This window comes from Natronoflexus pectinivorans, assembly GCF_004345615.1.
Lineage (GTDB): Bacteria > Bacteroidota > Bacteroidia > Bacteroidales > Marinilabiliaceae > Natronoflexus > Natronoflexus pectinivorans.
The window spans coordinates 1-26,283 of record NZ_SLWK01000004.1; the positions used below are offsets into that span (position 1 = coordinate 1).

General features: G+C 38.4%; 19 protein-coding genes and 1 pseudogene. 5 read left to right on the plus strand and 15 right to left on the minus strand.

Going from position 1 to position 26,283, the window contains the following annotated elements:
- The first annotated feature begins 146 nt into the window (after positions 1-146).
- On the plus strand, positions 147-1,157 hold the full coding sequence (locus EV194_RS06795; RefSeq protein ID WP_132433292.1) for a TlpA disulfide reductase family protein: 1,011 nt from the start codon (positions 147-149) through the stop codon (positions 1,155-1,157).
- Between the two features lie 306 nt (positions 1,158-1,463).
- On the opposite strand, the gene EV194_RS17235 is transcribed toward EV194_RS06795, so the two are convergent.
- The 4 genes from EV194_RS17235 to EV194_RS06810 all read right to left on the minus strand — a co-directional run bounded on the left by EV194_RS17235 (position 1,464) and on the right by EV194_RS06810 (position 6,367).
- Positions 1,464-2,648 carry an IS91 family transposase gene (locus EV194_RS17235; RefSeq protein WP_132433293.1) on the minus strand — a complete coding sequence of 395 codons (1,185 nt, stop codon included), beginning with the start codon at positions 2,646-2,648 and terminating at the stop codon, positions 1,464-1,466.
- A complete protein-coding gene (locus EV194_RS06805) occupies positions 2,620-3,534 on the minus strand; it encodes a tyrosine-type recombinase/integrase (protein WP_132433294.1) in 915 nt (304 codons plus the stop codon). The genes EV194_RS17235 and EV194_RS06805 overlap by 29 nt, the downstream gene beginning before the upstream one ends.
- Positions 3,535-3,626: 92 nt before the next feature.
- On the minus strand, positions 3,627-3,758 hold the full coding sequence (locus EV194_RS17140; protein ID WP_262708653.1) for a hypothetical protein: 132 nt from the start codon (positions 3,756-3,758) through the stop codon (positions 3,627-3,629).
- 1,370 nt (positions 3,759-5,128) lie between these two features.
- On the minus strand, positions 5,129-6,367 hold the full coding sequence (locus tag EV194_RS06810) for a DUF6807 domain-containing protein (protein ID WP_165921818.1): 1,239 nt from the start codon (positions 6,365-6,367) through the stop codon (positions 5,129-5,131).
- Positions 6,368-6,461: 94 nt separating this feature from the next.
- Between EV194_RS06810 and EV194_RS06815 the strand changes: the two genes are divergently transcribed.
- Positions 6,462-7,721, plus strand: coding sequence for a DEAD/DEAH box helicase (locus tag EV194_RS06815; RefSeq protein ID WP_132433296.1), 1,260 nt, complete (start codon positions 6,462-6,464; stop codon positions 7,719-7,721).
- An 89-nt stretch (positions 7,722-7,810) separates the two neighbouring features.
- Positions 7,811-8,884, plus strand: coding sequence for an alanine racemase (locus tag EV194_RS06820; RefSeq protein ID WP_132433297.1), 1,074 nt, complete (start codon positions 7,811-7,813; stop codon positions 8,882-8,884).
- 619 nt (positions 8,885-9,503) lie between these two features.
- Here EV194_RS06820 and htpG read toward each other — a convergent pair.
- The 4 genes from htpG to EV194_RS06845 all read right to left on the minus strand — a co-directional run bounded on the left by htpG (position 9,504) and on the right by EV194_RS06845 (position 16,229).
- Positions 9,504-11,555, minus strand: a complete 2,052-nt coding sequence (htpG, locus tag EV194_RS06830; protein WP_132433298.1) for a molecular chaperone HtpG — start codon at positions 11,553-11,555, stop codon at positions 9,504-9,506.
- Positions 11,556-11,708: 153 nt separating this feature from the next.
- On the minus strand, positions 11,709-12,806 hold the full coding sequence (locus tag EV194_RS06835; RefSeq protein WP_165921819.1) for a DUF4249 family protein: 1,098 nt from the start codon (positions 12,804-12,806) through the stop codon (positions 11,709-11,711).
- Positions 12,807-12,849: 43 nt separating this feature from the next.
- Positions 12,850-15,324: a TonB-dependent receptor gene (locus EV194_RS06840; protein WP_207915933.1), complete on the minus strand. Its 2,475-nt coding sequence runs from the start codon at positions 15,322-15,324 to the stop codon at positions 12,850-12,852.
- A gap of 413 nt (positions 15,325-15,737) precedes the next feature.
- Positions 15,738-16,229 (minus strand): DUF4395 domain-containing protein, encoded by a 492-nt coding sequence (locus tag EV194_RS06845; RefSeq protein WP_132433300.1) that lies wholly within the window; start codon positions 16,227-16,229, stop codon positions 15,738-15,740.
- A 254-nt stretch (positions 16,230-16,483) separates the two neighbouring features.
- Here EV194_RS06845 and EV194_RS06850 point away from each other — a divergent pair, with 254 nt between their 5' ends.
- Positions 16,484-18,487: a hypothetical protein gene (locus EV194_RS06850; RefSeq protein WP_132433301.1), complete on the plus strand. Its 2,004-nt coding sequence runs from the start codon at positions 16,484-16,486 to the stop codon at positions 18,485-18,487.
- 373 nt (positions 18,488-18,860) lie between these two features.
- Positions 18,861-19,763, plus strand: a complete 903-nt coding sequence (locus EV194_RS06855; protein WP_165921820.1) for a sugar phosphate isomerase/epimerase family protein — start codon at positions 18,861-18,863, stop codon at positions 19,761-19,763.
- Between the two features lie 60 nt (positions 19,764-19,823).
- Here EV194_RS06855 and EV194_RS06860 read toward each other — a convergent pair whose 3' ends face one another.
- The 7 genes and pseudogenes from EV194_RS06860 to EV194_RS06890 all read right to left on the minus strand — a co-directional run bounded on the left by EV194_RS06860 (position 19,824) and on the right by EV194_RS06890 (position 26,107).
- On the minus strand, positions 19,824-20,744 hold the full coding sequence (locus EV194_RS06860; RefSeq protein WP_132433303.1) for a ketopantoate reductase family protein: 921 nt from the start codon (positions 20,742-20,744) through the stop codon (positions 19,824-19,826).
- 154 nt (positions 20,745-20,898) lie between these two features.
- Positions 20,899-21,183 carry an addiction module antidote protein gene (locus EV194_RS06865; RefSeq protein ID WP_132433304.1) on the minus strand — a complete coding sequence of 95 codons (285 nt, stop codon included), beginning with the start codon at positions 21,181-21,183 and terminating at the stop codon, positions 20,899-20,901.
- 4 nt (positions 21,184-21,187) lie between these two features.
- A pseudogene (locus EV194_RS17210) lies at positions 21,188-21,364 on the minus strand (type II toxin-antitoxin system RelE/ParE family toxin); the annotation flags it as partial.
- Between the two features lie 271 nt (positions 21,365-21,635).
- Positions 21,636-22,898, minus strand: a complete 1,263-nt coding sequence (locus EV194_RS06875; RefSeq protein ID WP_132433305.1) for a DASH family cryptochrome — start codon at positions 22,896-22,898, stop codon at positions 21,636-21,638.
- A gap of 70 nt (positions 22,899-22,968) precedes the next feature.
- Positions 22,969-23,520 carry a DJ-1 family glyoxalase III gene (locus EV194_RS06880; RefSeq protein ID WP_132433306.1) on the minus strand — a complete coding sequence of 184 codons (552 nt, stop codon included), beginning with the start codon at positions 23,518-23,520 and terminating at the stop codon, positions 22,969-22,971.
- Positions 23,521-24,312: 792 nt separating this feature from the next.
- A complete protein-coding gene (locus EV194_RS06885; protein ID WP_132433307.1) occupies positions 24,313-24,531 on the minus strand; it encodes a hypothetical protein in 219 nt (72 codons plus the stop codon).
- Positions 24,532-24,709: 178 nt separating this feature from the next.
- Positions 24,710-26,107, minus strand: a complete 1,398-nt coding sequence (locus tag EV194_RS06890; protein WP_132433308.1) for an NfeD family protein — start codon at positions 26,105-26,107, stop codon at positions 24,710-24,712.
- Between the last annotated feature and the right edge of the window lie 176 nt (positions 26,108-26,283).

Below are 26,283 nucleotides of genomic sequence, written 5' to 3' on the forward strand. Positions count from 1 at the left end.
GCGCATCGATTTGTATAACAAGAGCCGGATGAGCTGAGAGGTTCAAGTCCGGTTCCGTGAGAGGCTTAGGGGGAAGTTCCCTTTGCCTACTCGACTATGTGACCGTTACCGCCTATAAATCAAAACCATTACTAAATACAGAAATTATGAAAACCATTATTCTAATCGTAATTACTTTTGTTCTATCATCAATTCACTGTAAAAGTCAAGATTTTTTCCAAATCAAAGGGACAGTGGCTAATGATTATGAAGGATATATCTTTCTTAGCTATGGTGCGATAAGAGATAGTGCATTAGTTAAAAATAAAAACTTTAGTTTTGAAGGTAGAGTTGATTATCCAATAGAATCGAGATTGCATATTAAGGATAGACCTTCATCCAGTAGCTTCTTTCTTGAGAATAGCTCAATGGAAATCACTGTAACAATTAATAATCCTATTACTCACATAAACTCTATAACCGGTAATAAAACAGCAGGAATAGAAGCTGATTTAATGGAGTTTTTTGAAGAATTTGAGTCAGATACTGAATTTGCTTTGAAATTGTATAATAAGCTTGACACGATATTTATCGAAAACCCAAGGAACCAATTTTGTGGAATGATACTATCTGATATTGCTATGGATCCGATACTCAACTATGAACAAGTTTCTAATTTGTTTTCTAAACTTGACTTGACTGTTCAAGATAAAGAGTATGTCGAATCTATTGGAGTGTCATTGGCAAAATTAAAAAATTTCAAAATTGGAACTAAATTTAAATCTTTTGAACTTCCAGACACCAACGGAAACCTAATCAATACATCCTATTTTAAGGATAAGATTTTATTAGTTGAATTTTGGGCTTCTTGGTGTGGTCCATGTATCCAAAGTAATCCTGAACTAAGAAAACTATATGATAATTATTCCCATGACGGTTTTGAAATATTTGGTGTATCATTAGATTCCGATAAGAAAGCATGGATAAAAGCTATTGAAAAAGATGGCTTATCATGGGTAAATACAATTGCGCAAGAAGGCTGGAGAAATGACGTAGTAAAAGCATTAGGAATCCAGTATGTTCCATCGAACTATTTAATTGATAGAAACGGAAACATATTAGCAATCAATATTAAACCTGAAGAATTAAAAATAAAATTGGATGAAATATTTAAATAGAAAATTACAGGCGGTAATTATATAGGGGTATGAGTGGTCGGAACGACCCAACGATTACCCCAGGTTGAACGACATCCCGTTAGAACTACAACTGGCTATTATGGACTTATTGTCGGTTTTTGATGTTTTTGGCAACAACACCTATGCTTCCATGGTTCCGTTTTCTCCCTTTTCGGCTTAAGAAATGATTGATCTGTGTGGCTCAAAAGTCGAAAATCCGCTCCTGCTGGGTTTAAAACCTACCGTTAAGGCAATACAATGCCGAACCTCATGTGAATGAAGTTTTTTAAGGAGGTATTTTGTCGGTTACTGCAACTTCGCAAAAAGCATAGAAGGCAGATGCCCTGAGGGTGACCGTATCCTGGGCAGGATTCTAATGACAATCAGGCGCCCCTCTTTGCAATGAGGGCATTTGGTTACATCAAATCCTGTCAACCTTAAAATGCGCTCTGAGGCCGTTTCATCCTTTTGGTCAGCTACCATCTGTTCAATGTCAGGCTTCTCATCGGGCACAAATTGCAAATCCAGATGGAGCTTTGTAGAGTGATGATAAATACCGAACCGACGAATGCGAACGAAACCATCGGGCATTATATGCAGAGAGAATCGACGCAGAAACTCTTCACCGGTCAGTGGTACCGGTTTCTTTTGTGCCCGGTCCCGGTAATCTTTAGCTACAAAAGTGACGTGTGTTGAATTTACGTCCAGTATCCGCTGATTACTGATGGCAATGCGATGGGTGTATTGTCCCAGATACCTGATGACATGATCGGCACCTGCCAGAGACGACTCGCAATAGACCACCCACTTTTTTTGATGGGCCTTTTCAATGCAGACTTTGAAGCCATCCATTGCAGATAGTTTTCGCAGTTCCCTTTTTCTGCTGTCCAGGAATTTAACTGTAAAGGCAGCACTCAACTGGTGCACTGGATAGAGATAATTTTCATATTTGCCGATATGACGCCATTTTCCCGACAAGGAATAACCAGCTGCCGGAACAATGCAGTGCAAGTGCGGATGCAGCGAAAGGTTCTGCCCCCAGGTGTGTAACACCGCAACGACTCCGGTTTCACAACCGTAATGCGTATAACCGAAGCTGTGCAGCGTACGGCTGGCAGCACGGAACAAGATGTTGCAATAAAGCCTTCTGTCCCACAGATAAATCTGGTTGAGCTCATGAGGGACAGTGAAAATGATGTGGTAGTGTTTCACCGCAAGTGTTGATTTTATCAGCTTCTCAACCCAAAGGGCCTGTTTGGTTCCCTGGCACTTGGGACAATGGCGATCTCGACAACTGTTGTAACTGTAGTGTATCACACCGCAATCCTTACAAACCTGCTCATGACCACCCAAAGTGGCTGTTCGGCACTGGACAATATTGTACAAAACCTTGATTTGTTTGGGCGATAGCTCACCGCTCTGCAACAAGGATTTCCCAAATTGACGGACAATGTGAGCCAACTCATGCTTGTTTTTGCAGCGCTTTTCCATAAAGTGTGTCTAAAGGACTGTGAGGAGTAATGTGCTGGCACTGGGCTACGTGAAGATATATCATGGTTGTTGAGATGTCGGCATGGCCCAGAAGATCCCTTAGGGTTACGATGTTTAATCCTTGCTCCAATAAATGTGTGGCATAGGAGTGACGCAAGGAATGGAGATTGACACTTTTGGCGATAGAGGTTTTTTTAAGGTTCTCCCGCATTACCCAGGATAATCCTTTAACGCTGTAGCGTCCATCTGTCTCTTTACCGTTGAAAAGCCAAACAAGAGGATTTTCTGCACTGAGGTATTTTTTGAGCCCTATGACCATTGCAGAAGACAATGGAACAATTCGATCTTTCTTGTATTTGCTCTGGCGAATATGAATGACCATGCGCTCAAAGTCAATATCTGATATCTTAAGATTAATGACCTCTTGCCCCCTCAATCCGGCAGAATAGATGAGCGTAAGGATAATCCGGTGCTTAAGCAGTGTAGGTGCCGCAAACAGCATTTTTAGTTCCTGCCGATTTAAGACAACCGGCAATTTGGTGTCCTGTTTTAGTGAAGGCAAAGCAATGGCCTTTTTGTTCATGCCCAACAAACGGTAGTAATACCTGAGACCGTAAACCATGTGTTTGAAGCTGCTGCGCGAAGGCGCATAAGGGTCGCGTGCCAGGGTTACCAGATACTCGTTGATTTCATCTTCGATGACGTGTTCTGGCAATTTTTCAAAATAAATAACAAACAGGGCTATGCGCCTGATGTAATTATTCAGGGTACTGGCGCTCTGGCCACGAAGAACCACCTGATGCTCCAGCTTCAAGGCTCTGTCTTTAAATTCAGGAACAAGTACCATGGCGCGCTCAACAATAGTTAAGCTTGTTTTCTTTCTCATAACTGCACTATTTTCAAGTGAATAATGCAGTTAAAACGATTTGTGGCTAAAAAGATTTATGCTATTTTTGAAAGGAGCTATCCCGTAGGGATTTAGTTCAACATCATGTATAAGTAATGGCTTAACAAGTATGGAGTACGTTCCATTAGATCAATATATTCTTTGCTCTTTTTGTATGCTGGATTTCCTGCATGCAAATGAGCTTCAAGAACAGGATCATCCATTTGTAAAAGTTCTTCAATACTCTTTTCGGTATGCGTTAAGCGATCCAAATAGCTCTTAACTGTATTACGGCTTATTTGAAGTATTCAGGCAATTTGCTTTATCCTTTTGCCTGCCTGATGTAAATGCAATAATTGTTTTATTTGACTCATACGAATAATTTTTCCTGCCATCTGGTTCTCATTTTATGGTTTGTGGATAAACCACTAAAAAACCAATAACTCAGAAAACGAGCAATCAAAAACCAAAGGGGGGGGCAACATGCTCCGGTAAGATTGGGGCCTTTGAAGGGGTCAGCATAGTCCAGAACGTATTGCAGATGAAAAATATAAAGGGGTCAATATGCTCCGGAAAATAGCATGAACAATTGTTGACTGAAAGGGTCAGCATGCTCCGGAATTGGGGATAAAATTGAAATTTCGCTCCCAAAATTTATCATCCAGTAGATTTAGATCAAAAAATGCTGCTTTGACCGCTCAAAACTCTGATTTTTGACTCAAATTTCCTTTAAAAGAGGTCAATATCCGCCGGAATGGCAGTCTCAAATTTGCAATTTAGGGAGTGGGGACAATAAGAGGGTCAGTTTGCTCTGGAATATCGACCATCAAATGTTACAACAATAAAAGCGGCTGTTTACTAAGAGTTGAAACCACTATTAATAAACCGGACTTGCCCGGTTTGAAGCTCAAGAAGCCAGCCATTAATTTATTGGCATATTTATACGTTGTAACAATCGCTATATAGGAACCATTTTGGATATAGACTTATCAATACTAGACCAACAAGTATACAAAAAATATCAAGTTTCAATTACAAATAAGAATGGTCTAAAAATAGCTGCCCCAGATTTAAAAAAAGAGCATCAAGTTGAGTTTTTGGAAGTGCTATTATCGTTAAGTCCTCGTTCTTTTGGTTTTAGGAATAAAGATTTAAAATAACTTTTAGGAAAAAGTTGGAAACTGCACAAGTAGCCTATGAATTGCGAAAATTAAGAGAGCGAGGAGCGGTTTAAAACTTCTAATCTCTCATTATTAACTTCTTACAAAAACAAGGTTGTGTTTGGATTTTTTTCTCATATTCCCAAAACAAGCATCTGAAAAACCCTTATTATCTAATTATTATATAAATCAAGATTCGATGAACTCATACCAAGCATCAATTATTGAAGGAGCTTACTCAGAGGTAAACAGGGCTGTATCTATGATTACATTGGAGTTTAAACTAGTTTCCTAAAAAGAAAAAAATGTGAAATTTATTTACGTTTTTGAAAAGTCAAAACTTAAAACACTTTCCATTAGTGAATACAGACTGAAAGGAAACGCAAAAGAAGTTCTAAGATACAGACAAGCTTTATGGAAAGGATTTCATAAAATTATTGATAAATCACTTTCACCACTGGCGGATGGGCAAAATCCTGCCAGGCGCGTTCGGCATTATGCTGAGTCCAGCGGCCGTTGAATGTTATGATGCGATATCGCAACGTGTAGTTTTCGCCATAATTCATAGTCCAGTCGCTGTTTCTGATGGGACTAAAATTCACAAAAATATTACTGCGTCCCCTGTTGGCATTTGAATTCCATGTTCTGAGAGGTTCCGGGTGGTTAAAATTTAACGGGTGGCTCATGATGAGAATGCCGGACGGATTCTCTCCAGTCTCATTTACAAGGCACCAACGGGCTCGCTCTCCGTCAGAATTATCCTGATCTTTTCCTTCTGAGGTCAACATCACAACAGTCCTGCCGTTCCATGTTTCATTGCCGCGGAAAACAAATCCTCCGTAACGGTACTCTTCGAGGTATAAACCGCTTTCGTCATCGCAATAAAATGATGATGTATAATCTATGATGTTAATGTTTTCTGCCGTTTGATAAGTTTTAACTTCCAGCGTTTCATTAAGTGCTGTAATGTTGTTGCCGAGGCTGTCGATGGCTGCATGAAGATGGAGCGTTTTTAATGCCTGATAAACTTCTCCTTGTGTGGCAGAAATGGTTCCGGCATAGTTCACGTGTCCCTGTCTTTGACCCAGATTCCAAAAATCTACCGATGAATCTCTGAAAACAGTGCTCGTCCATGCATTCCATAATCCGTAATGGTGAATATGGTCGGGAGGCTGAATGTTAGTTAGAACTTTTCCTGACGGCGAAAAGAGAGGATGAATATACCCGCTCCTTGAAAATGATGCATCAATGCCGCCGGCAAGCGGCGCTTTGGCATGGTTGTAATGTAAAACCGGTCGGAAGTCATTAAATAATATGTATGAATCATCCGTTTTACGAATGTTTGCATGGTTTCGTCTGTTCGTTTCAGCAGTGCTAATTCTCAGTTCATATCTTCTTGTTTCACCCTTTTTCATCAATCCATCTATTCTCCAATGAATTTGAAGATGGTCGGAAAAAGTGAATTGAGATGCTACTTCAATTTTCTGGTTCCCTTTAATTTCGTACAGTATTAAGTTTTTGTCCTTGTGGTGTAAGGCGTTGTCAATAATTGCGTTAACGACAATATTCTGTCGGTCAAAATCGCCTGCTTTCACCTCCAGCTTGGCAATGGATTGTGCCATTATCGAAATATTCAAAGAGAAAAGCGCAATAATTGAAAGGATATAGTTCATGCGTTTATATTTTAGATGATTACAGTTTCGATATATTGTTGTATCTTTGCAATTGTTATAGTTTGCAAAGGCAAACTTCATTTAATAAATTTTTATGACATTTCAATCGTTAGGTTTGATTGCGCCTATTTCAAAAGCAATTACAAAGGAAGGATACACACAACCAACTCCCATACAGGCCGAAGCCATCCCAGAAATACTGAAAGGAAGAGATTTAATAGGCTGTGCACAAACCGGAACCGGCAAAACAGCCGCCTTTTCAATACCTATTCTTCAACTCTTAAGCGAAGGTAGTGAATATTCGCAAAAGCAAAGAAAAATCAGAAGTTTGATTGTAACCCCAACTCGCGAATTAGCCATTCAAATTGGAGAAAGCATCGAAACTTACGGCTGCTTTACCGGTTTGAAAAGCACAGTAATTTTTGGCGGTGTAAACCAACATTCGCAGGTAAAAGCGCTGCGAGTCGGTGTGGATATTCTTGTGGCAACCCCGGGAAGGTTGCTTGATTTACTGAATCAGGGAATTGTTTCACTGAAAAATATAGAAATATTTGTTTTGGATGAAGCAGACCGTATGCTTGACATGGGTTTTATTCATGATATAAAGAAACTTTTAGCAGTATTACCTGCCAAAAAACAGTCGCTGTTTTTTTCGGCCACCATGCCACCGCCAATCGTGAAATTGTCATCGGGAATACTTAGGAATCCTGTAAAAGTAGAGGTGACACCAGTTTCTTCAACCGCCGAAACCATTAACCAGTCGGTTTATTTTGTTGATAAAAACAATAAAATGCCGCTCTTAATTGAGGTGTTGGGTAATGATAAAATGAGTTCTGTATTGGTGTTTACCCGCACAAAACATGGAGCCGATAAAGTGGTAAGGGTGCTGAAGAAAAACAAAATCAACGCCGAAGCCATTCATGGAAACAAATCTCAAAATGCACGTCAACGTGCATTGTCCAATTTTAAGGATAAAACCACCCGCGTTTTGGTAGCCACCGACATTGCCGCCAGGGGGATTGATGTTGATAACCTGGAATACGTTATCAATTTTGATTTACCAAATATTCCCGAATCCTACGTTCACCGTATTGGACGAACCGGCCGCGCCGGATCAAATGGTACTGCACTCTCTTTTTGTGATGCTGAAGAAAAAGCCTATTTGCGGGACATTGAAAAGCTGATTAGCTTAAAGGTAGATGTGGTTGATTCCCATTCATATCCATTACAGGATATGAATCCTGTAAAAACCCAAAAACAGGTGGTGAATAAAACAGGTAATACCTTTAAAGGCAATCGGAACTCTTCCAATCGCAGAACCAATAAAAAATCTGAATACAGAAGAAGCGCATAAACTTCTTTTTAGGTTGTGAATAAAATTTAGAACAATTTGAATAGTGTGATGTTCCTTTAATAAATCAGGTTAAAGATATTTTACACATTATGGCTTACATCACTCTCAATAGGACTAAACTTCGGGAGAATTTTTTATACTTAGACGACTTATTTAAAAAAAACAACATTGAATGGGCTGTAGTTACCAAACTTTTGTGCGGTAATGCAACCTATTTGAAAGAGTTATTTTCTTTAGATGTAAAACAGGTTTGTGACTCAAGAGTCACAAACCTTAAAACCATCAAAAAAATCAACCCTGAGGTTGAAACGATATATATAAAACCTCCTGCGAAACGCTCCATCAAAAGCATTGTTCAATTTGCCGATATCAGTTTTAATACCGAGCTGGAAACCATTCGGATGTTGTCAGCTGAGGCCGGTTTACAAGGTAAAACCCACAAAGTTATCATCATGATTGAGTTGGGCGAATTGCGCGAAGGTGTGATGCGCGATGATTTGCTTGGCTTTTACGAATCAGTTTTTAAACTTCCAAACATTGAGGTGGTTGGACTTGGTGCCAACTTGTCCTGTTTGTACGGTGTATTGCCTAATGAAGATAAATTGATTCAGTTGAGTTTATACAAACAGTTGATTGAAGCTCGTTTTAATGTTAAAATCCCTTATGTGTCGGGTGGGTCATCGGTTACCATTCCTTTGGTATTACAAAATCAACTTCCCGATGGAATTAATCATTTCAGGGTAGGTGATACGCTTTTTTTGGCGTCCGATGTGTATAATAACTCCACATTTCCGTTTATGCACAACGATGTGATTTCACTTTTTACTGAAATCATTGAAGTAACAGAAAAGCCAAAGGCTCCTTCCGGCGAGTTGGGACACAATGTTGAAGGTGAAACCTTTGATTTTAGTCACATTGAACCCGATGCCACCACTTGCAGGGCATTAATTGATATTGGAATTCTTGATGTAGAGGTTGCTCACATTGTTCCATCTGATTCGAACATCGAAATAGCCGGAGCCAGTTCCGATATGGTGGTAATTGATTTAAATGACAATCCTCGTGCCTACAAGGTTGGCGATTTGGTTGAGTTTAAGCTTGATTACATGGGAGCTTTGCGTTTGCTTAATTCGAGGTATATTGAGAAAAAAGTTGTTGATTAGTTTAAAATTACTGGTACTGCATTAACTTAAATGAAACGTTTTGTAACAACATACATATTTGTGAAACATAAACGTTTTTTTTTGATTTGAGATAAATCTAGCTTTACAAGCTAATTTTTAGCGAACTAAAATTCCATTCTGATTTTGCAGCATAATTCACGTTTATGACACAAAAGAACACAATAGACGATGAAAGTCTACAACAAGGAAAGCGGTTTGATAAGGATTATTTTGATGAATTACTTGGAAGAATCAGAAAAATTCGAGCTAGTTAAAGAAGCTTGTACCAAAAAACTACAGACATATACATACTTTCGATTGGTTATGATAACTCAATCTAATAAAAAAGAGCACAAAGATTAATTGAATCTTTGTGCTCTTTGTGTTTTATTAAGCTGCTTATATTGTCAGCAAGATGCATTTAATTCCATAATCTCACCCCTCTGACTCCCTTTCGGCAGAGTGATACTCTGAAACTTCGGTGTGAGCTCAATCGAACACTCACTCCGAAGTCTCAAGTCGAAGCCTAAAGGGGCGAATCAAAATCCTTCAACATCAAAATATTTACTTACTGACAAACATCTAATGTTCTAAAATATAACTTTCTAACAATCTATTTTTATATCAACTCAATGCTTCTCTTAACAAACTTATTCAAAGCCTCACCTTTCAACATGTTATTTGAAAGCAGAGCCAAATCAATCAGTTGAGAAACCAGCTTGTTCCCTGAGGCATAATCTTTAAGCAATTCGCTCTTTTTGTTGTTTTGCTCACCGATTTTCTTCTCAACATCATCCATTTCCTCCTTTTCGGCTTGTGGAATTTCCTCGTCCTTTTTATCCTTTTTGGCGGCTTCCAACTCCGATTTACGACTATTGAGCGAAGTAACCCTGCTGTTGATGGTTTTTAGTTTTTCACCTAGTTGCTCATCCACATCGCCGGCAATTTTTGTAACCAAAGGATGATTTCCATTCACCACCAAATTGTAACTATCCGGCATTTCACCATAAAACATTCCACCACCCTGTAGCGCACTCATCTCTTTCATGCGGCGCATAAACTCCTGCTGTGTAATCATTACCGGGGTGTCGGTTTCTCCCATAGCCTCAAATGAAACCATGAAATGCGATTTTGCAACCTGTGGCACCTGTGATGAAAACACCGAAGTAAGATTTTCTTTCTGCTCTGCACTCAATTTCATTTCGTGCTGCTCGTCTTTCGGAATCAGCTTGTCAACAACATCGCTGTCAACCCTGACAAAACGTGTTTTTTCAAATTTCTGCTCAATATGATTTACAAAATGACTGTCGAAATGTCCATCCATCAACAATACATCATAACCTTTGGCTTTGGCAGCTTCAATAAAAGTATACTGGTCATCTTTATTGGTGCTGTACAAATAAACCAACTGGTCATCTTTATCGGTTTGGTTGGTTTTAACAATCTCTTTGTACTCTTCGAAGGTAAAATATTTGCCTTCGGTGTTTTTGAGTAAGGCAAATTTCACTGCACGATCGTAAAACTTCTCATCAGTGAGCATTCCATATTCGATGAAAAGCTTCAGGTCGTCCCACTTTTCTTCAAAAATCTTACGGTCGGATTTAAAAATTTCCTCCAATCTGTCGGCTACCTTTTTTGTAATGTGGCTTGAAATCTTCTTAACATTCCCATCGCTTTGCAGATACGAACGGGAAACATTCAAAGGAATATCCGGTGAATCAAGCACACCATGCAAAAGTGTCAAAAACTCAGGTACAATGCCTTCAACCGAATCGGTAACATACACCTGGTTGCAGTATAATTGTATTTTGTTTTTCTGAATTTCAATGTTGCTCTTAATTTTTGGGAAGTAAAGAACACCTGTCAGGTTAAAAGGATAGTCCACATTCAGGTGAATGTTGAACAACGGGTCGTCCGACATGGGATATAAATCCCTGTAAAACTTTTGATAATCTTCATCCGTTAAATCGGCAGGTTTGCGAGTCCACAGCGGATTGGTTTCATTTACAACATTGTCTTCATCCGTTTCAACCTCTTTGCCATCTTTCCATTCGGTCTTTTTACCAAAAGCAATCTCCACCGGCAGGAATCGACAATATTTCTTCAGCAGTTTGCTGATTTCATTTTTATCGACAAAGTTCTTGTTTTCATCGTCGATATAAAGAATAATATCGGTGCCTCTCTCCTCTTTTTTAGCATCTTCGATGGTAAACTCGGTGCTACCGTCGCAGCTCCATTTCACCGGCTGAGCATCGTCCCTAAATGAACGGGTAATGATTTCAACCTTTTTAGATACCATAAAAGAGCTGTAAAACCCTAAACCAAAGTGCCCGATAATGGCATTGGCATCTTTCTTATATTTCTCAAGAAAATCGTTGGCACCGGAAAAAGCCAATTGATTGATGTACTTTTCAATCTCTTCGGCAGTCATACCAACACCGCGGTCGCTGATGGTGATGGTGTTCTTTTTTGTATCAATACTTACACGAATCGTGGTATCCCCAAGTTCTCCCTTAAATTCTCCCACGCTGGCAAAAGTTTTCAACTTTTGCGTGGCATCCACTGCGTTGGAAATCAACTCACGTAGAAAAATTTCATGGTCAGAATAAAGATACTTCTTAATGATGGGGAAAATGTTTTCCGTACTTACACCAATGTTTCCCTTTTGCATAATATTTATGTTTTGAATTATTTAAAAAATACTTGAATAAAATGAGACGTACGTCTCATTTTAACGCGCAGGCAATAGTTCAAAGCGTATGCCAAAGGCAGCAATATGACAAATGGACAGACTGGCGGTTATAATGTCAGTTACAATTCACAACTAATCTAAATCTATGACATCGTATAAACTTGTTTGCGTGAACTTCTCAACATCATACTCAACAGTCACAACCGTTCCCGATGCAGAGCCCAACACCCCTAACCCATTTTCCACATTGGAGTAAATCGATACTTTTTCGGTAAAAAGAAAATCTTCCGCCTCATTTCTGCGTGCCAAGGAGAGTAGAAACTTATAATAGTTTTCATCGTATCTGTAAACCAACAAATCAAATTTTGAGCCTTCATTATTATATAATCTGGAGGAAACAATATCGATATTTATGGTTAAAGCCTCATTTCTGAAATGTTCATTAGAAAAATACTGCTTCAGCCCGAGTTCCTCATAGTCAAAATAACTTAGCCAATAGCTTTTCATTCCGCTGTTCCATGAACTCTTTAAAAAGGTATTCCTTTTATCATTGGTTGCAATCTCAATCATTTGAGGGAATAGACCCAAGGTATCAGCTTCAGGAAAAACACAATCATTGTAATAATAATCGTATTCAGAGTTATAAAGCTCTTCACACTCAGGTGTTCCATATTCAATCAAATATCTGTAGCCCATGGCGGAAATTGCAAGGAAATACAACTCACCCGGTTCTACTTCTGTCTTAATCTCCATGTTAAAACGATTGGTTAGACCACAACCCGAACAGCCGCGTTCAGGTACGTTGTAGCGATAGGTGGTTACGATTTCATTTAGTTCCGGAGTCTTAGGAATAGTTGTTTCACCCCATGCCATTCCAATTTTATCCACATGAGCTTCTATTCGATATGTTGAACCAGCTTTTGGGTATACATTATCCATAGCATAATAACCATAACCTGTATGGTTCAGCGTGCCAATATAAATAGAGTTTTCAAATAATTCTACTTCGGCATTTTCAATTGCGGTATTCAACAATAGTTCGTCAATACCTGCACTTTTATGCAGATGAACCTTTATTATGCTATCAGGCTCTAATAAGCCATTTAAAACAATCTTTGATGGTTGACTCTTAATCTTAAAATCTGTCACGGTGTCTTCACAGCTGCTTACAAAAACAACAAAAAGCAACAAAAAGATTATATAGACTATATATTTGAAAGGATGATTCATTTCCATAATTTTTTAATTATTGATTGTCGACAATACGTTTAGACTAAAACTTAATACTCCATCTCACATAGGGAATAAATGAAAAAAGGCTCAACTGTTTAAGTCTTGTAGACTCAACACCGGTATTCCAATCGTACGATTTTGACGTGTAAATCATAAACGGATTTTTACGTCCATAGGCATTATAAACACCAAGACTCCAGGTTCTGTGGGTTCGTTCTCGTTGTTTATGGAAGTTAAAGCCAACGTCCAGGCGATGATAACCCGGCATGCGATAATTGTTTCTGGTTTGAAAATGCTCAATTTCCTCTATTCTTAGAATTGATGATTCCCGTATGTATCCATAATGGTCATATTGCGATTGATTAGCATTTGTCGCAAGTCCAGGCTCGGGGAAATAACCGGTTTGAGAATTATACTTTTCATCTTCGAGCGTAAAAGGATAACCGGTGCGATAAGTCCACACTGCACCAAAATCTCTCCTTTCGTTTATTTTATATGTTGCTGCAATGGCAATATCGTGTCTTGAGTCGTAACTATAAGGAAACTTATTCCCAAAACTTATCTCCTCAAACTGTCTGTTCGACCACGACAGAGTATATCCAAGCCACCCGGTCAGTTTTCCGGAGTTTTTCTGAGCAAAAAACTCAACTCCGTAGCTCTCTCCCGTACCGGTTGTCACCAGTTCTTCCCAATCTCCGCGGTTCAAGTCGAAAAAACCCGCGCCTTCCTGATAATCAATCAACCTGTCCATCCATTTATAATAACCCTCCACCGAGAACTCATATTGATTATTTAAGGCGTAGGTTAGGCCTAATGAAACCTGGTCTGAAACCTGAGGCTTAATCTTCTTCGTGGATGGGACCCACAAGTCGGTAGGCAATCCCATGGAAGAGTTGGCAAGCAAATGCAAATATTGCTGCATTCTGGCATAAGAAGCTTTTAATGATAAATTCTTACTCAACAAAAAACGGCTTGAAAGACGTGGTTCCAAAGAAGCGTAAGCTTTATTTTGGACATTAAATATTGAAAAATGCAGACCTGCATTAATTTTTAACCAATGATTAATTGACCAGTCATCTTCGGCATATGCAATAAACTCATAAGCAGGAATATTTCGATTGCCAAATACCGTATCGGTTGGATTTACTGCATCATTATATTGCTCCCTAAAAACAGTAACTCCAGGCGAAAACTGATGTAAGGTGCTTTGAAATCCAAATCGCACATAGTGGTCGTTGTTTGGGATGTAGTCGAAATCGGCTTTTAAACCAAAATCCCTGATTTGTGAATAATACTCAAAGAAGTAGTCTTCTTTGTCAGGTGCATTTGTACTACCGGAACTGTATTTATAGTCATTATAAATCTGGAACTTATAATTACTTACAGTAGCCGTAAAATTGGCAAAAAGTTCCTGATTAATGAAGTAATTCCAACGGAATGCTACAGTAGTATTTCCCCAGTTTAAACCAATTTTATCATTATACTGATATGAATAATGATTTTCTCCATCAAACCAGTTGCTTTTATATTTGTCGCGTGCAAAAAACTTATCCTTTCCAGTATAAATGCTGAAATATAATCGGTGCTTATCGTTTATGATGTGATTTACTTTTCCATTAAAATCATGCAGAAAATAACCTATCCAAATATTCTCATCATCGTTTTCTTTGTTATACATCATTTGAAACGGGTATGTCAGCAAATCAAAATACGAACGGCGACCTGATACCATAAAAGAAGTTCTGTCCTTAATAATAGGACCTTCAAGCGTAACGCTTGAAGAGAGAATCCCAATGGATGCCTCTCCTTTAAACTCCTTATTATTCCCTTCCTTCATTCTCACATCCAAAACAGAAGATAACCGTCCGCCATAACGTGCAGGAAAACCACCTTTTGTTAAGGTGACATTTCGAATTGCGTCGGAATTAAAAACAGAAATAAACCCAAAAAGATGACTGACGTTATAAACAGGTACACCATCCAGAAGAATCAAATTCTGATCAGGACCTCCTCCCCTCACATAAAATCCACTGGCTCCCTCTGTGCCTCCCTGTACACCAGGCATCAACTGAAGTGTTTTTATGATATCTTTTTCGCCAATTAAAACCGGTAATATATCAGTGGTAGATGGCGACAGGTTAATGGTTCCCATCTGTGTGCTTTGCACCGACTGCAGAGGAGAATTCCCCGTTACTACAACTTCGTCCAACTCAACCGTAGGTGTTAACATAAAATTAACAACAGTATCTCTTCTTAACCATATATTCTTTTCGATGGACTGGTAGCCGGTAAAGGACGCAATTAATCTAATAGAATCAGAAGGAAACTTTACACTATAGAAACCATAAAGGTTTGAGACTGTTCCGGTGAGAGTGTTTACATCATAAACATTTGCAGAAATGAGAGGTTCGCCGGTTTGAGAATCAGATATTGTGCCGCTTACGGTAATTACCTGAGAACTTACAACAGCAGTAACACACAACATCCATGTTGCACAAAGCAGTTTTTTAATCATACTTAGGTCAGAGTTATTTAATTAACAATAAATATTATTAAACAATAAATCGTTAGACTTTCAGATATTAGATTTAAGATACAAGCAAAATTCTTATTATCAGACAATTAGATCCCACCTGTACAGGTTTATATATCTGATAATTAGGCAAATAAAAAAGATTAACGAACTATTAATTTAAAAGGCATGCAAATATAAATAATTAATAAATATGTGGATTCATATCAATGTAATTTTTCTGTTACTAGATTCATTATTAAATAATAATCTTACGGTTTTCAGCCAAATCTGATCGAATTAAATAATTACTAAACAAACACATCGCTAAAAATGTAGCACCTCGAATAATTGCACAAAAAAACGAGTTGTCTTATCAAACAACTCGTTTTATATATCCCTCCCTGTACCTCTGTTTATAATTCCATCTGTTTAAAGTAACTCCCTTCTTGTGGTTTTCCACCAGGTGTCATACCACACAGCCTCAAAAGATGGGGATAAACATAACAGGCTGTACAAAAACCTATTGAAGCCTCCAGAAATGCAAAAAAGGTAAGCACACCTCCAACAACTAATGCAGCAGTCGTTAAATTAAAAGCAGTAAGTAATAAAATTACCATGGTAAATACCCAGCCAATGCGTGCCGCAAAAAATTTAGGACCGGCATTTTCCTCCTCCTTCTTAAATGGCAGCGCTTTTACAATAAACTTTGCCAGCCATGCAATAGGACTATACTCAGATTTGTCAAAGCCTCTGAATGCAAAATCCACGGTTAAAAAGAATACAATGTAATAATTCTGGGTGTACAAATAGAGCAACATTAAAAGAGTTGTAATTACTGCACTCATTCTTGGAACCCATTTGTTAATCATCTTTTTCGATACGGGGCATAAAGTTTCAATCTTCATATCTTATTTCGTATTTAGTTTTTTATATATGCAAATATATACTTTTTTATTTATCTGGATATGGTTTTCGTAACAAATCAAACACATGACATATGTCATCCTCTTTAATAATAACATATTTAACGTCTTATGGTTTGTTAAAAAAAAGTTAAAGTACCATGCGGAATTCAAACAGAGTCGCTATTTTTGAATATTCAAATAATATATATACTGCCATGCGTAAAATCTTACTACTTTTAATAACAGTCATAAATATGACCAATTGCAAACAGTCATCTCAGGATGAAACAATACAGAAATCGGTAATTCCATCCGAAGTTATAGAATCAACCATCAGTGCAATAATCAAAAAACATCCGGATACGGATGTTGAAAGATTAACTCGTGGAGTTAATCACACCGCCTCTTTGTGGTGGCCGGCAGACGGCGACAATAATGAGTTCAAGACCTGGTGTAAGGAACATTTTATTCCTACCGATAAAGAGCGAAAAGCCTTTTTCAACTCAGTGAGTACTCATATTGAAACCCTTTACGGCCATTTTAATCAAATTGCCCTGGGACTACAACGACCAATCCACGTTGATTTAGGAGAGATCCTACCAATTGATGCAGCATTTGGTGCATATAGTGCAGGTGCACATTTACAAAACGACCTGTTTGACAATAAAATAGCATTTAACATCACCTTAAATTTTCCTTACTATTCTTTACAAGAAAAAGAAGAGTACGGAAAATCATGGGACAGGCTGAACTGGGCCTATGCAAGACTGGGAGACCTTTTCACTTCTCGAACACCTGCTTCAATTATACAGAACTATTCAAGGGTTAGTACTGATTCGGAAATGTATATCAGTCAATACAACATTCAGGCCGGTAAACTTTTAACCGAAGAAAACAAAACCATTTTTCCTGAGGATATGGTTTTACTTTCTCACTGGAATTTACGGGATGAATTAAAGGCCAACTATCCGCTTGGTGATGAAGGCTTGGAAAAGCAAAAGATGATATACGAAGTGATGAAACATATAATCAGGCAAACCATTCCTGAACAGGTCATTAATAATCCTGAATACAAGTGGGCACCCTACTCTAATAAGTTATTCAAAAACCAGGAAGAGGTTGAGGCTATCCCCGAACCGGATATGAGGTACCAACAAATCATCAATAACTTCCAGGCATTAAAAGCCATGGATGCATATTCTCCTCTCGACACCTATATACGAAGAAACTTTGAAGGAAGTATGGAAATTGCTCAACCTGAAGTTGAAGAACTTTTTATTGAATTCCTCAGCTCTGATGTATTAAAGGAAGTTGGAAATTTAATCTCAAACAGGCTTGGACGTCCTCTGCAACCCTTTGATATATGGTACGATGGTTTTAAAGCCAGAGGAGCCATTGGTGAAGATGAATTAAGTGCAGTAACCCGAAGGCTATATCCCGATGCCGTAGCTTTTGAAAACGATATCGCAAACTTACTGGTAAAACTTGGCTACAAAAGGGAAAGAGCAAACTACTTAGCAGAAAAAATAAGCGTAGATGCAGCGCGGGGCTCAGGTCACGCATGGGGAGCGGCCATACGTGGACAAAACTCATACCTGCGTACACGCATACCAACTGATGGCATGGATTACAAAGGGTACAACATTGCCATGCATGAACTGGGGCATAATGTGGAGCAAACCATATCTCTTTACGATGTAGATTATTATATGCTAAACGGCGTTCCAAATACCGCATTCACAGAAGCTTTGGCATTTATGTATCAAAAACGTGATCTTGATTTGCTTGGTATGCCTTCAACCGATCCGCTTGAAGAAGCTCTGCAAACATTGGATCTGATATGGGCATCTTATGAGATTATGGGTGTGTCGCTTCTTGACATGCGAGTTTGGAAGTGGCTATACGAAAACCCGACTGCAACGGCAACACAATTAAAAGAAGCAGTCATTACGCTTGCCACAGATATTTGGAATGATTTTTACGCTCCGGTTTATGGTATCAAAGACCAGCCAATTTTGGCCATTTACAGCCATATGATCAGCTACCCGCTTTATCTTTCAGCGTATGCTTATGGTAACATCATTGAGTTTCAGTTGGAAGAATATATCCAAAACAGATCATTCGCTGATGAAACAGACAGAATGTTTATGCTTGGTCGTTTAACACCCAACCATTGGATGCGTCAGGCAGTTGGGGCTGATATAGATATTCAGCCAATGCTTAACGCCGGAAGAGAAGCGCTAAAACTGTTCAATTAATTATCAAACTAATATAAAAGCACATAAAATCCCTGGTGTAACGTCAACCATAAAATAACGGGTTGATATGGTGCATTTAGCGGTTCCCCCTTAGCTTCGACGTGAGACTTCGGTGTGAGCTCAGTCGAACACTCAGTCGAACGGGTTAGGGGGTGAGAGATGGAGACAATTCAGATTTGACTTGAGACTCGCAGGATTTCAAAATAAGGTAAGTTTTTCAACTTACCTTATTTTTTTTAATTGCTCTAAACATACTACAACCTCACAATTCATTGTGTTTATCTATATTTTAGCCTTTGAATTTCAAAAAAAAATGCTTTTTTTTGTTAGCAACAATTTCTTAACAATTACACATCTAACAAATCACACCATCATGAAAATTAAGAACAGACGTGAATTTATCAAAACCACTTCGTTGGGCGTTCTTGGAGCTGCCCTTTTAAGTAAGTATGGTATGTCTGCGTGTGCATCGCCACAAGCACCAGCAGCTGTTAAATCAGGAATTGGTATACAATTATATACCATTCGTGATGAAATGAATCAAGACGTTGCCGGCACTTTAAAAAGAGTTGCCGACATTGGCTACCAATACCTTGAGTTGGCCGGGTATAACAATGGGAAATTTTATGGTTATTCTCCCGCCGAATTTAAAAATCTGGTCAACGACCTTGGAATGGAAATCATCAGCAGTCACACAGGCGTTGAAGTAAAAGGTGTTGATACCAGCAATGTTGACATCATGGCTGAAGCACATGCCGAACTGGGAGTGAAATACTGCGTGCAGCCATGGTTAGTTGAAGAACGCAGAGTAAGTGCCGACAGCTATCGGCAGTTTGTAGAAGAACTTAATATCATAGGAGAAGTATTTAAAAGATATGGAATCAGGTTTGCCTATCATAACCACGACTTTGAATTCTTCGAAGTAGATGGACTAATTCCTTACACTGACATATTCCTAAAAGAAGGGAATCCTGATCTTTTAACTTTTGAATTGGATCATTATTGGGTAGCACGTGCCGGATTCAACTCCGTTGATCTCATGAAGCAATTCCCCGGCAGATTCGAACTTTGGCACATCAAAGACATGGAAGATAGTGAGGATCAGTTTTTCGCACCTGTTGGAGAAGGAATCATCGACTATAAAGCCATTATGGAAGTAGCCGATGTGGCAGGAATGAAATATTTCTTTGTAGAGCAGGATGCCACTCGCGATGGCAGAGCAATGGAAGCCATTGAAACTAGCTTTAAAAACATGCAGAATAAAATTCTGATTTAATATAACACTCATTAAAAAGGCTGAAACTTTTGTTTCAGCCTTTTTTTAATATAAAACCGGTTAACTTCTTGCCCGTTTCTCCATCAAAATCAAAGAGTGATAAATAAATCGGTTTACTGGGACATCAACCCCGGCCCTTTCAGCCAGCCGTACCACGGTTCCATTCTGATACTCCAACTCTGAAGGTTTACCCTCCCAAATATCCCGCGTAAGCGATGAGGTTGAATCATATGGGAATGTATCGATAAAACCCATGGTTTTATCCACAAAATCCTCTTTAATATACACATTCATTGCAGCAGCTACATCTGCTACTTCTTTAAACAATCGGTACATCATCTCTCGTGTTTCAGGCTGTTCACGCACTTCACCATAAGTGGAACGCGTTACGGCCAACAAAGCACTGACACATATAGAGATGAATTTCTTCCACAGTTCTGACTGGATATCTTTTGCCACCATAGATTTGAAACCGGATGCCTCAAATATTGAGTTCAATTCTAAAACCCTGTCGGTTTTAGAATTATCGGCTTCTCCAAAAACAATGGTAGGTTCCACAGCCAAATGATTAATAATCCCGGAATTTTCAATTTTACTGATGATGCGACATAATCCGGCTAAAACATTCTTATGAGGCAACACCTCCTTTAATTCTTCACTAGCCAAAACTCCGTTTTGCAGCGGCAACACGAGTGTATTTTCACCTACAACATTTTTAAGTTGCATTGCCACCTCCTTCAGTTGCCAGGCTTTTACAGCCACAATAACCAAATCAGCCACTCCGGTTTTCGCAATTTCTGAAGTAGCTTTAACAGGCGACACCAAAAAATCACCATTAATACTTTTCACTTGCAAACCTTTTTCCAGCATGGTCTTTAAATGTTCACCACGTGCAACAAACGTTACATCATGTCCGGCTTTTGCCATTCGTCCTCCAAAATAGGCACCTACTCCGCCTGTTCCAATTATTGTTACCTTCATTTATATTTTTTTATAAACTTAATTGTTCAATCTTAATCCATATGGGGTTCTTCTGACAGTCTCGCTGTCAGCCATAAAAAGCCTAAATCCAAGAAAGAGTAACTCAAAAAGAAATCCTACCATTGGCTATGTATGATATTGTAATTCTATTTCTTTAGGCAGACAGGGGATTTACTTGGATCTGTCCACCGATAGCTCTTAAGACTTTCATGATTGTTTCAAATTGAGGTTTCGCTCCATCTGACAAAGCTTTATATAAACTTGGTCTACTTAATCCAGTTTCTTGAGCAATCTTCGTCATACCAATTGATTTTGCGATATGACCAATAGCTATAATAATATCCGATTCGTTTCCTTCGGCCAGAACAGTATTAAGATATCCTGCTATCATCTCGTTACTATCTAAATAGTCAGCTATATCAAATTTTGAAGTTTCCATTTTTCTACAATTTAAGTCGCTTTAAAATCTCCTTTGCCTTTTCAATATCTCTCTGTTGAGTTGATTTATTTCCACCAATGAGTAGAATAATTATTTTACCTTCGAATTCCTTAAAATATACCCTGTATCCTTTAGCATAGTCAATTTTCAACTCCCGAATACCATTCCCAACGGCTTCGCATTCACCAAAGTGTTAATCATTCTCAATTTTTTGAATGCGAAACAATATTTTGGCTTTGGCTCTTATATCTTTTAGTTTTCTCAGCCATTTGTCAAATTCAATTGTTTTCTTAATTATGTACATTCATTTAGCTGTATTCGATTGGATACGAATTTAAGAAATATTTTCTATTTTATGTAGGTTAAAACTTTAAAACCACATAAAGGATAAAGCCGCTATAAAATGCTTTGAATGTGCTACTTACTTTGCATCTTAGCGCCTCCGCGTTTATCTATTCCAACCACTTTTTTCGAAAGCTGCCATCTGGATCAAACTTTTCTGCTTGTTTTGTCAGGTTAAATCTTCGATTTACCCTGCTATCGGTTCCTCGTCCTGATTGATACGCCCAGTTACCGTAATTATTATAAACCTCATAATCAATGAGTCGATTCTCGAACCATGCGGCACCCCATTGCCAATTTACTTTTAACTCTTTTGCAAGATAATAGGAAACCAACATCCTACCTCGATTACTCATAAATCCGGTATGCAATAACTCTCGCATCAAAGCATCAACAATGGGTTGTCCGGTAGTACCAATTCTCCAGTCGTTAAAAGCCTCCAAATCATCATACATGCCATGTTCGCTCTGCCGTAAACCTTTAACCCAAAACAATTTATTTCCGTATCGCATCATAATGTAACGATAGTACTCCCGCCAAATAAGCTGTTCGCAAAAAGTTACCAGCGACTCCTCGTTAACAGAATGTTCTTGGGCATATTCATGAATTCTTTGCCACAACCATCTCACCGATAGTGACCCATTTGCAATCCACGGCGCCAAATGGGATGAAAAATGGTTTCCTTGCAGTTGATTACGGGTTTCCTGATAACGATTTAGGCCTTCAGCGGCAATCCACGAATAATAGTGCTCCATGGCGGCATCTTCCCCTCCCGCAAATCGTATATTATTGTCGGGTTCAGATAATACAGTCAACATATTTTCTAAATCTTCATTTAATGAGATTTTGATGGATGGAATTCTGATAATGTTTTTTTCCTGTGAAACACCTTGTCCTAATTCCCAAACCTTGTTTTTGAAACGTGTGTAATAGAATGGAGAAGTCTCCGGTAAAAAAGGTAAAGATTCCGGTGGAAATAGCATATTACCGGAAAAAAGTTTCAAAGAAACTTTTTTCTTAAGCATATTCTCTGCTAATATCTCATCATGTGCATACTCTTTGGTAGCATATATGGCTGATGCATTTATTTGGGAATACAATTTTAACAGAATCTCATTAACATTTCCGGTAAAAACAAGCAAATGACTACCGGCATTTGCTATTTTTTTCTGAAGTTGAAAGAGCGTTTCAGTAAGAAACTGTTTACGAAAGTCGCCCATTGACGGAAATCCCAACGGGTTTTCATCAAACCATTTCTCATCAAAAATAAATACCGGAACTATCGGTTTACCGGTCTCAATGGCACGCAACAACGCAGGATTATCATATAATCTTAAATCATTGCGAAACCAATAAATAACAGGAGATTGCATAAAATGTATAAGAATTTAGTTATAATTCTTAAACATTATATTTGAATTATGGTTCAGGAACACCATTTAATTAACTAACAACCATCTTTTTAGCCAACTCACTTGTAAGAGATTCATCACCGGATAAATTTTTCACAATTTCAAGAGAGAAATCCATGGCAGCGCCAATTCCCCGGCCGGTAACAATCCTTCCATCCGTCACAGCTTGTTCATTGGTTAGTTCTGCTCCGTGCAAGTGCTTCTCAAAACCGGGATAGCAGGTTGCTTTTCGGCCATCCAGTAGCTTCATTTCACCTAATATCATAGGTGCGGCACAAATTGCAGCCAACCACTTACCTTTATCGTAAAACTTTTGTATCAAGGACTTTACCTTTTCATTTCCAAAAAGATTTGTTGTACCCGGCAAACCTCCGGGGAGTATCAGCATGGTGCCTCCGCCGGAATCCACATCGTTCAGAAAAACATCTGTTTTCACCGAGATATCATGTGAACCAGTTATGACTGGAGCTCCGGTTGTAGAAACTAAAAAAACTTCAAAACCTGCCCTGCGTAAAACATCGGCAGGAGTTAAAGCTTCAACTTCTTCAAACCCGTCTGCCAATAGAATATATACTTTTGCCATAACTTGCATATTTGTTTTCCAAAAAAAATTACCCATATAAAGGTAAAATATTACTGTGGAATTTACAAAATCATTGTGTTAGGACATCATATCAAAGATTGAATGCAAGGTTCAACAATGCGTTCAAATTTATCTAAGAAGTTCTAAACAGCATCTGTTTCATCCGGAGAGCAATCCCAAATAGTATTGAAAAGATTCATTAATAAATTCATTACTGTAAATGTCACAAATGTTCAGACGGTAATCTACAATGTTGTGGACAAATTTAATTTTCATGACAATGATCCAGCTCAAAGAGATTTTGAAATCAGGAAAATCTATGAAAGAATAGTGGATTAATTTCCTGCGCAGGAAAAAAAATTCCTAAGCACGAAATTAGAAAAACATGCTCAGGAAAAATATTTTTCTAAGCATCGTTTTATGTTGCATAAATTATTGTATGAAGAAGTAATATACAACCGCCCAACATAATATGCCGGCAGACAAGTTTGACAGGTAAGTATTAAAGATTATTGGCTTTACCCAATCGCAAAAACTCATGTGATATACCCTAAAATATTCAACGTAACCTACATTTTCAGATTTAGGTATTCATTTTTACATACTGCAAATAATCAGAGAATTTGTCAATCATGTATTTTGGGCTGTTAACCCAGGAAAGGAAGTCGTTCGTATAATTTTTTTCCTGATAATAATCTGTTCAACCGTAAGCTTATTGTCAACCCCATATTGTATAACAGGCAGATAATTAAAATTATCTGCCTGCCTTATTATCCTTTATAAAGTTCGAAATTAATAAAGATCCTCATCTTCATCATCCATGGGATCATTATAGAAATCATCTTCAAGATCATCATCCAGATTGTAGTCATCAAATTCATCTACTTCATCATAGATAGATGGCTTTTTTGATCTCTTTTGTTTACCTAGCTTTACCCCCGGTCTTTTCAATGATTCTTCATCCTGAAACATTCCTCCGGAATTCCTTGTGGGAAGCTTCTTTGTTTTCATTTTAATATTGCTTTTTAGTTAAAAAAATGAGTTGTTAATACGGTTGAAAAATACAAAATTCTCTGTTTTCATCATACAAATTACAACTTTTTTCGCGCTTAATTTCGTTAAAAATTCAAAACAATACAAAACCCTCTATAAATGGCACTTACCGAACAAGAAAAAACAGATAATTTGGTCAAATTTTCCGCACATTTAGTTGTCCCGATGTAAAACTAATTACCTTAATATTCTCATCCCGGTCGATAAAACCTTCAAGTGCTCTGGCATCATATATATCGCCTTTAATGGTTACCTTCCCGGAAGGACGAAGAACGGTTGATGAAACTCCGGTTTTTCCAACCAAACTCTTGTAATGGCTGTCAACGCTTACGTATCCCTGATTAATGTCCTGACTGGTTTGCAAAGTTATTCGCGATAAAGGAGCTGTTGGGGAAGCTGTCCATCGATTACTTAAATAGATTACAAGCAAAATCCCTCCAAACATCCCCCCAAATACAGTTAACAGAGCCTCCATCAGTTCTTTAGTTTTAACTCCGGAAAAATCGAATACCACATTGTCGAGCAAGCTTAATACCAAACCGGTAACCACCAGTATTGTCCCCGAGATTCCGGCTACGCCAAAGCCGGGTATCACAAATATTTCAAGAGCAATGAGCACAACACCGATAACAAAGAGCATGATTTCCCAATTGGCAGCTAATCCATCAAGATAGAGTGGTGCAAAGTACAAAACGGCAGCAACAATGGCGGCTATGATAGGAAATCCGATTCCCGGAGACTGCAATTCAAAATAAACACCTCCCAAAATCACCAGTATAAGCATCCCCCGCAGAATTGGGCTGGTTAAAAAACCTTTAAGATTATCGTAAAAAGTTGGTCTGAAACTCACTACTTGTGCATCCGGTACTCCCAATTGCTCCAGCACATCGTCAATGCTACGGGCAATTCCATCGCAGAAACCATGCTCCACCGCCTCCAATGCGGTAAACGTAAGAACCTGTCCCGCTTCAATAATTCCGGGAATCTCAACCCTTTCATCAACCATGGCTTCGGCAATTCTTGGGTCACGGCGCCATTTTACAATGGTATCATTGGCCACAATAGTGGTATCTTTTCCGTGTGCCTCTGCCGTTGCACGAATTGTTGACCGCATATATGACTGAAACTTGTCGGGCATCTCCTCTCCCGTCTGATTCACAACGGTTGCAGCGCCAATATTGGCGCCGGGACGCATATAAATATTCCGGGCAGCGATGGAAATTAATGCTCCGGCACTGGCCGCATTATTATCAATAAAAACATGGACAGGGATATCGCTGTTCAGAATTTTTGTACGGATGGAATCAGCAAAAACCACCTCACCCCCATAGGTATTCATGTGAATCAATATCATATCCGCGTTCATCTCCCGGGCTTCTTTAAAAGCTTTTTGAGTATGAACCCAAACAGTGCTGTTAATGTTGCTGAAAATAGGCAAACGGTAAACCAACGGTTTACCTGTTTCCGCTGTTTCGTTGGCACTGATGGAGATTAACGCCAACAATATCATTAAAAAACCGGTTAATTTCTTCATTCTTTTATTTACTTAGAATTGATGGTTAAAGACCATAAAAACAAAATATGACTAAATCTATCTTTATCAAAAATAGATAAAAATTATGATACCATGGCAACTTACATGTAAATTGAATGTGTCAACATCCACACCCTTTTGCCCCATATTTTTATTACATTTGCAGTTTAAAACTA

Bases quoted from the DNA above. Each gene is read 5' to 3' on its own strand.
- EV194_RS06885 (WP_132433307.1), bottom strand. From the start codon at position 24,531: ATGAAAACAAAGAAGCTTCCCACAAGGAATTCCGGAGGAATGTTTCAG.
- EV194_RS06875 (WP_132433305.1), bottom strand. From the start codon at position 22,898: ATGCAATCTCCTGTTATTTATTGGTTTCGCAATGATTTAAGATTATAT.
- EV194_RS06845 (WP_132433300.1), bottom strand. From the start codon at position 16,229: ATGAAGATTGAAACTTTATGCCCCGTATCGAAAAAGATGATTAACAAA.
- EV194_RS06815 (WP_132433296.1), top strand. From the start codon at position 6,462: ATGACATTTCAATCGTTAGGTTTGATTGCGCCTATTTCAAAAGCAATT.
- EV194_RS06860 (WP_132433303.1), bottom strand. From the start codon at position 20,744: ATGAAGGTAACAATAATTGGAACAGGCGGAGTAGGTGCCTATTTTGGA.
- EV194_RS06805 (WP_132433294.1), bottom strand. From the start codon at position 3,534: ATGAGAAAGAAAACAAGCTTAACTATTGTTGAGCGCGCCATGGTACTT.
- EV194_RS06840 (WP_207915933.1), bottom strand. From the start codon at position 15,324: ATGATTAAAAAACTGCTTTGTGCAACATGGATGTTGTGTGTTACTGCT.
- EV194_RS17140 (WP_262708653.1), bottom strand. From the start codon at position 3,758: ATGGATGATCCTGTTCTTGAAGCTCATTTGCATGCAGGAAATCCAGCA.
- EV194_RS06880 (WP_132433306.1), bottom strand. From the start codon at position 23,520: ATGGCAAAAGTATATATTCTATTGGCAGACGGGTTTGAAGAAGTTGAA.
- EV194_RS06835 (WP_165921819.1), bottom strand. From the start codon at position 12,806: ATGAATCATCCTTTCAAATATATAGTCTATATAATCTTTTTGTTGCTT.
- EV194_RS17235 (WP_132433293.1), bottom strand. From the start codon at position 2,648: ATGGAAAAGCGCTGCAAAAACAAGCATGAGTTGGCTCACATTGTCCGT.
- EV194_RS06820 (WP_132433297.1), top strand. From the start codon at position 7,811: ATGGCTTACATCACTCTCAATAGGACTAAACTTCGGGAGAATTTTTTA.
- EV194_RS06855 (WP_165921820.1), top strand. From the start codon at position 18,861: ATGAAAATTAAGAACAGACGTGAATTTATCAAAACCACTTCGTTGGGC.
- htpG (WP_132433298.1), bottom strand. From the start codon at position 11,555: ATGCAAAAGGGAAACATTGGTGTAAGTACGGAAAACATTTTCCCCATC.
- EV194_RS06795 (WP_132433292.1), top strand. From the start codon at position 147: ATGAAAACCATTATTCTAATCGTAATTACTTTTGTTCTATCATCAATT.
- EV194_RS06850 (WP_132433301.1), top strand. From the start codon at position 16,484: ATGACCAATTGCAAACAGTCATCTCAGGATGAAACAATACAGAAATCG.
- EV194_RS06810 (WP_165921818.1), bottom strand. From the start codon at position 6,367: ATGAACTATATCCTTTCAATTATTGCGCTTTTCTCTTTGAATATTTCG.
- EV194_RS06865 (WP_132433304.1), bottom strand. From the start codon at position 21,183: ATGGAAACTTCAAAATTTGATATAGCTGACTATTTAGATAGTAACGAG.
- EV194_RS06890 (WP_132433308.1), bottom strand. From the start codon at position 26,107: ATGAAGAAATTAACCGGTTTTTTAATGATATTGTTGGCGTTAATCTCC.